11 protein-coding genes, 1 pseudogene and 1 riboswitch are annotated in these 9564 nt (G+C 67.7%); of the genes and pseudogenes, 3 read left to right on the top strand and 9 right to left on the bottom strand.

Annotated features, from left to right (window positions below; all coding sequences use genetic code 11):
- Together GJV64_RS07545 and GJV64_RS07540 are read right to left on the bottom strand one after the other, a co-directional pair.
- Positions 1 to 525, bottom strand: a pseudogene (locus tag GJV64_RS07545) (hypothetical protein); the annotation flags it as partial.
- A gap of 23 nt (positions 526 to 548) precedes the next feature.
- Positions 549 to 2447 (bottom strand): TonB-dependent receptor plug domain-containing protein, encoded by a 1899-nt coding sequence (locus GJV64_RS07540; protein WP_164156653.1) that lies wholly within the window; start codon positions 2445 to 2447, stop codon positions 549 to 551.
- A 138-nt stretch (positions 2448 to 2585) separates the two neighbouring features.
- Positions 2586 to 2783, bottom strand: a riboswitch (cobalamin riboswitch).
- Between the two features lie 91 nt (positions 2784 to 2874).
- Between GJV64_RS07540 and rpmE the strand changes: the two genes are divergently transcribed.
- A complete protein-coding gene (gene rpmE / locus GJV64_RS07535; RefSeq protein ID WP_164156652.1) occupies positions 2875 to 3105 on the top strand; it encodes a 50S ribosomal protein L31 in 231 nt (76 codons plus the stop codon).
- A gap of 136 nt (positions 3106 to 3241) precedes the next feature.
- Here the strand turns inward: rpmE and GJV64_RS07530 are convergent, their stop codons facing one another.
- From GJV64_RS07530 to GJV64_RS07500, 7 genes are all read right to left on the bottom strand, one after another.
- Entirely contained in the window at positions 3242 to 4807 is a 1566-nt protein-coding gene (locus GJV64_RS07530) for an AMP-binding protein (RefSeq protein WP_164156651.1), read from the bottom strand.
- A 74-nt stretch (positions 4808 to 4881) separates the two neighbouring features.
- Entirely contained in the window at positions 4882 to 5094 is a 213-nt protein-coding gene (locus GJV64_RS07525; RefSeq protein ID WP_164156650.1) for a DUF4170 domain-containing protein, read from the bottom strand.
- Between the two features lie 20 nt (positions 5095 to 5114).
- On the bottom strand, positions 5115 to 5696 hold the full coding sequence (locus GJV64_RS07520; RefSeq protein WP_164156649.1) for a gamma carbonic anhydrase family protein: 582 nt from the start codon (positions 5694 to 5696) through the stop codon (positions 5115 to 5117).
- A complete protein-coding gene (locus GJV64_RS07515) occupies positions 5693 to 6334 on the bottom strand; it encodes an MlaC/ttg2D family ABC transporter substrate-binding protein (protein WP_164156648.1) in 642 nt (213 codons plus the stop codon). The genes GJV64_RS07520 and GJV64_RS07515 overlap by 4 nt, the downstream gene beginning before the upstream one ends.
- A 9-nt stretch (positions 6335 to 6343) precedes the next feature.
- Positions 6344 to 6838 carry a hypothetical protein gene (locus tag GJV64_RS07510; RefSeq protein WP_164156647.1) on the bottom strand — a complete coding sequence of 165 codons (495 nt, stop codon included), beginning with the start codon at positions 6836 to 6838 and terminating at the stop codon, positions 6344 to 6346.
- Positions 6835 to 7254 (bottom strand): phage holin family protein, encoded by a 420-nt coding sequence (locus tag GJV64_RS07505; protein ID WP_164156646.1) that lies wholly within the window; start codon positions 7252 to 7254, stop codon positions 6835 to 6837. Before GJV64_RS07505 ends, GJV64_RS07510 begins: the two co-directional genes overlap by 4 nt.
- Positions 7254 to 7676 carry a hypothetical protein gene (locus GJV64_RS07500; protein ID WP_164156645.1) on the bottom strand — a complete coding sequence of 141 codons (423 nt, stop codon included), beginning with the start codon at positions 7674 to 7676 and terminating at the stop codon, positions 7254 to 7256. The genes GJV64_RS07505 and GJV64_RS07500 overlap by 1 nt, the downstream gene beginning before the upstream one ends.
- Positions 7677 to 7808: 132 nt before the next feature.
- Here GJV64_RS07500 and eno point away from each other — a divergent pair, with 132 nt between their 5' ends.
- Together eno and GJV64_RS07490 are read left to right on the top strand one after the other, a co-directional pair.
- Entirely contained in the window at positions 7809 to 9083 is a 1275-nt protein-coding gene (gene eno, locus GJV64_RS07495) for a phosphopyruvate hydratase (protein WP_164156644.1), read from the top strand.
- Positions 9084 to 9124: 41 nt separating this feature from the next.
- Positions 9125 to 9564, top strand: a 440-nt coding sequence (locus GJV64_RS07490; RefSeq protein WP_164156643.1) for an AMIN domain-containing protein, incomplete at its 3' end; no start/stop codon positions are given.

Here is a 9564-nt window from a genome sequence, read left to right as displayed (position 1 = left end):
CGCGCCGGACTGGCGCTGCACGACGCCAGCCAGCCGCCGCCAGCCGGCCGCCAGCCCGTCCATCGCGGGCGCGATGCCGGCGCCGCCCACCATCAGCGCCGGCACCGGCCGGGCCGGCATGGCGCCGGCCAGTGCCGCCACCTCGGCCGCAAAGCGTGCCCCGGCGGTTTCGTTGTCGAGCAGCTTCGCCACCTGCAGGACCTGCGCCACCACGTCGGCGGGGCTTTGAGGGTAGGGCAGGGTGACGAGGCGGACCCCCAGCCGCCGGGCCAATGCCACGTCCTGTGGGGCGGCGCCCATCGTCAGCACGAGGTCGGGCGCCGCAGCGATCACCTCGCCCAGCCGGCCCTTGTTGATGGCCAGTCCCTTTGCCCGCCCGGCCAGCGGCGATTCCAGCGGGTCCGCCCCCAAGCGGCTGATGCTGGCGATCTGGCCTGGCCGCGCGGTGAGCAGCAGATATTCATCGGTGCACAGGTTCAACGAGACAACGCGTGCCGGAGCCGCCACGGCCGGCGCCGCCAGCATCAGAACTATGCCCGCCAGCCACCTCACAGGCGGACCCTGATCCCGACATGGGCGGTGATGCCCGGGCCGCGATAGGCGAACACGTCCACCTGAGTGGCATCCAGCGCGTTCTCGATACGGGCCGTCAGATCGAGCTTCGAGGTGATGTGCCAGGCGCCGGACAGGGTGACGAGCGTGTAGGCGGGCAGTGTGACGGGCACGAAGCGGGCAAAGTCGGTGTCGCCGCGTGCCCCCGTGATGGCGGCGGCAGCGGCGAGATCGAAGAGCTCCCCAGCATAGCCCAACGCGATGCTGCCCGCATGGCGCGGCCGGCGGACCTCCCGCACGAACGCGGTGCCAACCACCTGCTGCTGATTGGCGTCCAGATATGTGTAGCTGGCATTCAGTGTCAGCCCGTCGGCAAGGCTGGCGTTGCCCGACACCTCGACGCCGCGCCGCTTGCTGCGCCCGCTGGCGTTGGCGACGCCCGAAAGCGAGGTGGCGAAATCGAAGGTGGAGACGATCTCGTTGGTCAGCGTGGCATCGAACAGCGTGACGTCGATGCTGTTCTGCCCGTCATTCCAGCCGATGCCGGCCTCCACGCTGCGGCTGCGTTCGGGGCGCAGGTTGGGGTTGCCGATGAAGAAGCCGGGGAAGAAGCCGAACTGGTCAAAGAAGGTCGGATCGGCAATGCCGGTGCCGAAGGCGGCGTGCAGGCGCACGTCGCCCAGTGGCAGCACGGCATCGGCGCGCACCGTGGTGGCATCGGCAAAGCGATCGTTCATGTCATGGCGCACGGCAATCCCCGCGGACGGTCCGCCGGTCGTCAGACGATATTCGCCGATGAGGCTGGTCTGCCGGCGGCGCTGGCGCTGGTTGGACAGGGCCTGGGCGTTGGCGTCGATGCTTTCGAAGCGTTCGGTCTCCACATCGAGCGCGGCGGTGAGGCGGTGTTCGGCGCCGAGCGTATCGAAGCGCCCGCTGGATTGCAGGCGCAGGAGGTCCCGTTCGCCATCGCTGCGGTTCCGGAAGGCGCCGGCGCGGCGGTTGATATTGTCCGCCCGCACCGCCATCACGCTCGCCCGTGTCGTCCAGTCACCGCCGAGCAGGGCAAGCGCCGCTTCGGCGCGCAGCGCGGTCTGCCGGCTGCGGGTGGACAGCGGCTCGTCGCGGGGCACCCCGGCGTCGAAATCGAAGCCGTCGAAGCGGGACGTGCTGTCCTGGTGGCGGGCGACCAGCAGCAGGGTGAGGTCCGGCGAGGCGCGCCATTCGAGGCGACCATGGGCGGTGACATTCTCATAACCGTCGCGGTCGCCATTCACGCCGGCGATGTCATAGCCGTCGGTGGACAGACCCGACAGTTGGCCGCTCAGGGTCACGGCCTTGCCGGCCCATCCGCCGCCGATGCCGCCGCGCACTGTGCCAAGGCTGCCGCCTTGAATTTCGCCATAAAGCTCGCTGCCAAGCAGCGGGGTACGGGTGACGATATTGATCACGCCGCCTATGGCCTGGCTGCCCCACAGCGCGCTTTGCGGCCCGCGCAGTACCTCGATCCGGTCAACGCCGTGGCTGAGCAGCGTGTCGATGCGAAACTCGCCGGAGGAGGCAGGGTCATTCACCTCGATCCCGTCGATGAAGGTGATGCTGTGATTGGCCTCGGCGCCGCGGATGCGCACCTGGGTCTGGGCACCCAAGGGCCCGGTTTGTGCCACGGCCACGCCGGGCACGAGCGCCAGATAGTCCTTCACAAGCGGCAGCGACAGGCCTTCGATGGTGCCCAGCCTGATCTGGCTGAGGCTGATGCCGGTTTCGGAAAGGGCAACCGGTGTGCGGCTGGCCGCCACGGTGATGGTGGCAGGGTCGCGCAGATCGGCGATGATGATATCGTCCGTGGGCGCAGCGGCAGCGGCCGTTTGCGCGGCGAGCGCAATGAGGGAGAGCATGAACAGACCTTTCGTTCGGCCCGGACGCAAGTCCGGGCGGGTGGCGACACGAATGTCGCCACGAACGAAAGGGCAGGGCGGGGGCGGGATTGCCGGCCGCTCTGCGCCCCGTCTCATGCACCGCTGGTCCCGGCAGGCATGGGGCGACCGCGAACGGCAGGTCTCCTGGCTTGCGGCTCGTGGCGCTGGCGTGCCGCCTTCCCGGTTTCCCAGTGGCGTGTGGCACATCAGCTGGCCGCTTACAGTTGCGGGCACAGCGCCGGACTTGGGATTTCTCCCGCACCGGCTTCCCTATTCTCCCCCGTTCCCGAGGGCACCGTTTGCGGGGAGAGGCCTACGCCTGTTGCAATCGGCCGGTCAAGACGCTATGCGCCGCCTTCGTTTTCTTTGGCCCGGTCGGAACCGGTCCGCATCGAAGGAAAATCCCATGAAGTCCGGCATCCATCCCGATTATCACACGATCACCGTCAAGATGACGGACGGCACCACCTACCAGACCCGCACGACCTGGGGTAAGGATGGCGACGTGATGAACCTGGAGATCGATCCGACCAGCCACCCGGCGTGGACCGGCGGCACCGGCCGCATGCTGGACGCCGGCGGCCAGGTGGCGCGCTTCAACAAACGCTTTGCCAGCTTTGGTCTGGGCAAGAAGTAACGCGCAGGGCGGCTGGCTGCGTGCCGCAGCCAGACTCGCGCAAGCGCGGCCAGCGAGCAAGAAGGGCGGGCCAACACCCCGCCCTTTTTGACTCGTCTGACGGCGCGGCTTTGCCGCGACGCTGCCTTCGCTCAATTCACCCCGTCACCATCGCCTTTGCCGTCGCGTAATCGGCCTTGCCGTTGGGCGCACGCGGCACCTTCGTCACCACATGCACCGTCTTGGGCGTCTTGTAGCCAGCGAGATGCTGGCGAACATGGGCGCGTAGCTCTTCGACATCCACCGGGCCATGGGCTTCCACCACGGCGGTGACGCACTGGCCCCATTTCTCATCCGGCAGGCCGAACACAAGCGCATCCTCGATCGCCGGGTGGGTTTTCAGGGTTTCCTCGACTTCCTCGGGGAAGACCTTCTCGCCGCCGGTGTTGATGCACTGGCTGCCGCGGCCGAGCAGGGTGAAGCTGCCATCGGCTTCGATGATGGCGAAATCGCCGGGGATGGAATAGCGCTTGCCGTCGATCTCCGGGAAGGTGGCAGCGCTCTTCACCGGGTCCTTCCAGTAACCGCGCGGGATGAGGCCGCCACGGGCGATGCGGCCCATCGTGCCGGGCGGCACTGGCTTCATGTCGTCCCCGATGATCAGCGTGTTGCTGTCGGCCATGAACTTCGTCGGCGCGCCGGCATTGTCCTTTGTCTGTGCGGCGGCACCGAGGCCCAGGCCTTCGGACGAGCCCAGCGAATCGACGATCATCAGGTTCGGGGCATGGCCGAGCAGCCCAGCCTTCACCTCCGGCGACCACATGGTGCCCGACGAGATCATCACGTTCAGTGAGGCGATCGAACCGATGCCGGCATCCAGCGCCTTCAGGATCGGCCGGGCAAAGGCATCGCCGACAATCACCGCATAGTCGCAACCTTCGCGCGCACAGGTGGTGGTGGCATCACCCGGATCGAAATTGGCGCCGGGAAGCGTGACGACCGTGCCGCCCCGCGCCAGCGTCGCCAATCCGATGATCAGCCCGGTCCCATGCATCAGCGGTGGCAACACCAGCGATTTCTGGCGGCCGATGCCGGCCTTCACGTTCGCGGAATGCTCGGCAAGGCTGGCCGGCGCCGGGCCGTTGGTGCCGGCGTTCATCAGCTCCCACAGCGCCCCCTGGTCCCACATCACGCCTTTCGGCAGCCCGGTGGTGCCGCCGGTGTAGATGAACAGCATGTCGTCATAGCGGTGGGCCTGCGGCGGCAGCACATGCCCGGCTTCTGCCAGCGCATCGAAATCCTGCGCGAAGGCCGCCGTCTCGCCGCCCACCTGCACCCACAGTTTCGTCGGCAGGCGGCTGCGGATGCTGTCCACCAGGGCTGCGAACTCGGCATCGAAAATGACGACGGCGGCATCGCTGTTGTCGAGGATGTACCACAGCTCCTCGCCTGTGTAGCGATAGTTGACGTTCACATGCACCAGCCGGGCGCGCAGTGCCGCCACCAGCCCCTCGCAATAGGCCGGGCCATTGCGCATCAGCAGTGCGCAGCGGTCTCCGGGCTCGGCGCCAGCGGCTTGCATCGCGGCGGCCAGGCTGGCAGTGCGCCGCCCGAAATCGCCCCAACTGCGCCGCGTGTCGCCATGCACCAGCGCCGGCTGTGCCGGATCCACGGCCGCGAGTGTCGTTTCGAACACCGCCCCCAGGCTCATTTCGTCCGCCATGCAAAATCCTCCCCGCCGGTCACTCTATGGCCGACGCGGCGATTGGGAAGCCCGCACTTGTCTGGGGGATAGGTTCAGTCTTCGGGCTGCAGCAGCCGGTGCAGGTGCACGACAACATATTTCATGGTCGCATCATCCACCGTTCGCTGGGCGGCGGCGCGCCAGGCCGCTTCGGCGCTCCTGTAATCCGGGTAGATGCCAACCACGTCGAGCGCGCCGGGATCGGTGAAGTCGAGACCCTGCGGATCGGAGACCCGGCCGCCGAAGACGAGATGCAGCTTGCTCATGGCGCGGCGTCTAGCGGCACTCAGCCTGCAGCGCCAGCGGCAACATACTCGCCCTTCAGGCGCTGCATTGTCTCGGCAAACCAGGCCTCGAACTCTGGCCCATCCCAGGCGCGGTGATGGCCCTGCTGGTAGCACAGGGCATTGCGCTTGTAGAATTCGGCGTTGATGCGGTTGGGTAGCCGGCTGTCGCGGGTGGCGATCACCTTGGCCGGGCTGCCGACAATGATCGAATTTTCAGGCGCTTCGAAGCGATCCTTCAGATAGGCATGCTGGCCGACGATGGAACCAGCGCCCACCTTCGCGCCATTGTAGACGGTGGCGTTGATGCCGATCAGGCAATGATCCGCGATCTGGCAGCCGTGCAGCGTCACATGGTGCGTCACGCTGGTGAAGGCGCCCACGATCACCGGATTGCCCGGATCGGTGTGGATCATCACGAAATCCTGGATATTGGCGCCCTCGTGGATCTCGACATGGGCGCACTCGGCGCGGATCACCGCGTTGCACCAGATGCTGGCGTAAGGGCCGATGCTGACATGCCCATAGATCTGGGCCGAGGGATGCACGAAGGCGGTCGGGTGGATGTCTATCCGGCTGGTCATTTCGGTCCTGTCTGCACCGCCAGGCTCTTTGCGTTGGCGCTCTTCATGAAGCCGACCAGCGCATCAAAGCCGTTGCGGTTGATGTAGCTGGCAAAATCGGCTTCCTGGGTGAGCGAGAGGTTGATGCCGGCCACCACCAGATTGTTCACCATCAGCCTGCCGCCCTCCTTCTTCACCTGCCAGATCGTATCGATGGGCTGGGCGCCGGGGCGGGTGACGCGGGTATAGACCTCGGTGAAAGGCCCGCGGCCCAGCGTGCGCTGCACCGCCACCTTGGCATCGGCATAATCATAGAGCCGGTCGGCATAGGCATTGAGGACGAATTCCGGGAAGGCGGCGCGATAGGCGTCGAGCTGCGCCGGGGTCAGCGTGGCCCGCTGGCGGCGAATCAGACGCATGCCGATGTCGTCCAGCGCCACGTTCTGCTGCAGGATGGTGCGGAACCGCGCTCGGGCCTCTTCGCGCTTCAGGTTCTTGTCGCGCAGGATGGCAAAGCCGTCTCCGATCATCTTCTCCACGAACGGCCGCGCCGCCGGATCGCCGGGCGTGGCGCTGCTGCTGGCGGCGACCTGCGCCGCCACCGGCAGCGAAGGCAGCGCAAGGCCGAGCAGGCCAACGGCAAGAAAAAGACTGCGCATCGGGGCGGCTCAGCTACGCGTCAGGCGTCGGGCCAGCGTGCCTAGGCTGCGCTTCTCGGCGCTGCTCGACGGGAACAGCAGTGCCAGCGCCACCCCGGCGGCAAGGCCGGCGAGGATCGCGACCACGGGATTGTCGCTCACCGCCTCGCGCGCGCCCTCGGCAAGATCGGCGGCAGGCGTCGAAGCCTCTGCCAGTCCATCGTCATAATCGGTGTAGCCATCGAGATCGTGATCAAGATCAAGCTCGGCATTTGCCACCTTCTTGCCGGCATAGAGCGCCAGACCAACCGCCGCCACGGCTGCGGCCGCCACCACCGGGTGGGCCTTCACCATGGTGCCGGCATCACGGGCGAGGCCGACACCGCGCGTCTTCACTGCGCCCAGCGCCTCGTCGACCAGCCGGCGCGGCGCCAACCGGTCGCCGAGCGTGCCAACCTCCTCCACCAGGGCGGCGCCGGCGTCGTCAGCGGCGCGGGCCAGATCTTCGATGGTGCTGCCAGTCATGTTTGCGGTCCTTGGCTTGGCGGTGTCGCCGGGCGCTGCGTTCCGGCGATGCGGTCAATCTGTGCCTGCAATGTGGCGATGCTGCGCTCTGGCGCAAGACGTGTTGCCTCCAGCCGCGACAGGGCGTGGCGGCCCAGCGCCAGCCCCGCGATGGCCGCCAGCGTGGCCACGATCAGGCTGGCAGCGAGCGGGCCGACCAGGCTGGCCAGCGCCAGCACCAGCGCCACGGTGAAAAGGGTGAGCGCGGTGATTAACAGGCCCATGGCCGCGCCGGCGAGCAGCAGCGCGCCGCGCAGCGCGGCGGCGTTCTCCTTCATCTCGGCCGTCGTCAGCTGGGCCAGCAGCTGCAGCAGGCGCAACAGGCCGGCCAGGATCTGCCGCAGCTGGGCCACGATGCCAGGCCGGCCCGCCGCCATCAGTCGCGCGCCGCCTTCAACATGCGGCCGGCGAGGAAGCCAATCGCGATCGCGATCCCCACTGCCGCTGCCGGCTGCGCGCGCACCAGGGCGCGTCCATCTTCCACAAGTTCCTCTACCGACTTCGCAGCCAGCGCATCGGCAATTGTCTCGATGCTACCGGCGGCACTGCCGACAAGCCCCTGCACCGGACTGGCGGCGCCGGGCAGATTGTCGGCCACCAGATCGGTCAATTCCTTGAGGCCGCGCACCTGGCCCACCAGACTGTCGCGCGCGTCTTCCACCAGCGAAATCAGCCGGCCACGGGCGAAATCGATGAGGCTGTCGAACAGGGTACTGGCCTGACGCGCGGCGTCATCGCCGTCCCAGTCACTTGCGTCGATGGGCAGCGTCGGCTCCCGCGGTTGATCCTGCTTTGCCATTTCTCCGGCCTTTCCGGCGCGACGGCAGTGCTTGCCGCCGTCCCGATCCCCCTCTATCTGGCGCGGGCAGCGCCGCCGTGCAAGCCGATAGCGGCCAGCCGGCAGGGCCAGCAGCAGGGACGACAGGACGATATGACCGCGATCATCGACATCCACGGCCGCGAAATCCTCGACAGCCGCGGCAATCCCACGGTTGAGGTGGACGTGGTGCTGGAGGACGGCAGCACCGGGCGCGCCGCCGTGCCCTCGGGCGCCTCGACCGGCGCCCACGAGGCGGTCGAGCTGCGCGATGGCGACAAGGCCCGCTATCTGGGCAAGGGCGTCCGACGCGCGGTTGCGGCGGTGAACGGCGAGATTCTCGATGCGCTGTCGGGGATGGAGGCTGAGGAACAGGGCGCCATCGATGCCGCGATGATCGAGCTGGACGGCACGCCGAACAAGAGCCGCCTGGGCGCCAACGCCATTCTCGGCGTAAGCCTGGCCGTTGCCAAGGCGGCCGCTGATGCGCGCGGCCTGCCGCTGCACCGCTATGTCGGCGGCGTCTCGGCCCGGCTGCTCCCGGTTCCGATGATGAACATCATCAACGGCGGCGCCCATGCCGACAATCCCATCGACGTGCAGGAGTTCATGGTGATGCCGGTCGGCGCCGGCTCGATTGCGGAGGCCGTGCGCTGGGGCGCCGAGATTTTCCACACGTTGAAGAGCGAACTGAAGGCGCAAGGGCATAACACCGCCGTTGGCGATGAGGGCGGTTTTGCTCCCAATCTGAACGGCACCCGTGCTGCGCTGGATTTCGTGATGGCGGCGGTGGAAAAGGCCGGGTTCAAGCCCGGCGACGACGTGATGCTGGCGCTCGATGCCGCCGCCACCGAATTCTTCCACGATGGCCATTATGTGCTGGCCGGTGAGCAGCAGACGCTCACCCCGGCGGCGATGGCCGATTACTGGGCGGCGCTGTGCGCGGATTATCCCATCCTCTCCATCGAGGACGGGATGAGCGAGGACGACATGGCCGGCTGGAAGCTGCTCACCGACCGGTTGGGCGGCCAGGTGCAGCTGGTGGGGGATGATCTGTTCGTCACCAATCCGGCCCGGCTGGGGCAGGGGATTGCCGATGGCCTGGCCAACGCGCTGCTCGTCAAGGTCAACCAGATCGGCACGCTGACGGAAACACTGGCCGCGGTCGATCTTGCCCACCGCAACCGTTATCGCACGGTCATGTCCCACCGCTCGGGCGAGACCGAGGATGCCACCATCGCCGATCTGGCGGTGGCCTGCGGTTGCGGCCAGATCAAGACCGGCAGTCTCGCCCGCTCGGACCGGCTGGCCAAGTACAACCAGCTGATCCGCATCGAGGAAGAACTGGGCAGCGATGCCGCCTACGCCGGGCGCAGCGTGCTGCGCTGAACCGGTTGTCTGATAAGGCGCCTGCTCCTATCGCAAGGGCCGTGCGCCGCTTCCTGTTGCTCTTCCTGTTGCTGTGCGCCGGTCCGGCGCTGGCGGCGCGCATCACGTCCATCGAAAGCCAGCCCGGCCGGGTGATCGTCACCGCCGATGGCCCGCTGCCAGCGGCGCGGGCCTTCGCACTGTCCGAACCGTTCCGCCTGGTGGTGGATTTCGTCGGCGTGGTCGATCCGCCGCTCAGCGCGCCCGGCACCAACAGCGTGACGGGCCTGCGCGCCGCGATGTTCGCGCCTGGCACCGCCCGGCTGGTGATCGATCTGAAGGCACCGGTAATCATCCGCGAGGCACGGGCAGATGGAAACCGCGTAGAAATCATCCTCGACCGCACCGATCCCGCCCTGTTCGCCGCCAGCGTGGCGCGTGGCCGCCGGCCGCTGCCGCTGCTCAGAAGCGAGGGCCCGCCGCCGCCGCCGACCCAGCCCAG

The organism is Sandarakinorhabdus rubra, from assembly GCF_010994245.1.
Lineage (GTDB): Bacteria > Pseudomonadota > Alphaproteobacteria > Sphingomonadales > Sphingomonadaceae > Sandarakinorhabdus > Sandarakinorhabdus rubra.
Note: the sequence above shows the minus strand (reverse complement) of the source record. Positions and strands in the feature narration are given on the sequence as shown.

Excerpts from the sequence above, each read along its gene's own strand:
- GJV64_RS07505 (WP_164156646.1), bottom strand. The coding sequence starts at position 7,254 with ATGGCGGCGGGCCGGCCTGGCATCGTGGCCCAGCTGCGGCAGATCCTG.
- GJV64_RS07525 (WP_164156650.1), bottom strand. The coding sequence starts at position 5,094 with ATGAGCAAGCTGCATCTCGTCTTCGGCGGCCGGGTCTCCGATCCGCAG.
- GJV64_RS07540 (WP_164156653.1), bottom strand. The coding sequence starts at position 2,447 with ATGCTCTCCCTCATTGCGCTCGCCGCGCAAACGGCCGCTGCCGCTGCG.
- GJV64_RS07515 (WP_164156648.1), bottom strand. The coding sequence starts at position 6,334 with ATGCGCAGTCTTTTTCTTGCCGTTGGCCTGCTCGGCCTTGCGCTGCCT.
- GJV64_RS07510 (WP_164156647.1), bottom strand. The coding sequence starts at position 6,838 with ATGACTGGCAGCACCATCGAAGATCTGGCCCGCGCCGCTGACGACGCC.
- rpmE (WP_164156652.1), top strand. The coding sequence starts at position 2,875 with ATGAAGTCCGGCATCCATCCCGATTATCACACGATCACCGTCAAGATG.
- eno (WP_164156644.1), top strand. The coding sequence starts at position 7,809 with ATGACCGCGATCATCGACATCCACGGCCGCGAAATCCTCGACAGCCGC.
- GJV64_RS07500 (WP_164156645.1), bottom strand. The coding sequence starts at position 7,676 with ATGGCAAAGCAGGATCAACCGCGGGAGCCGACGCTGCCCATCGACGCA.
- GJV64_RS07520 (WP_164156649.1), bottom strand. The coding sequence starts at position 5,696 with ATGACCAGCCGGATAGACATCCACCCGACCGCCTTCGTGCATCCCTCG.
- GJV64_RS07530 (WP_164156651.1), bottom strand. The coding sequence starts at position 4,807 with ATGGCGGACGAAATGAGCCTGGGGGCGGTGTTCGAAACGACACTCGCG.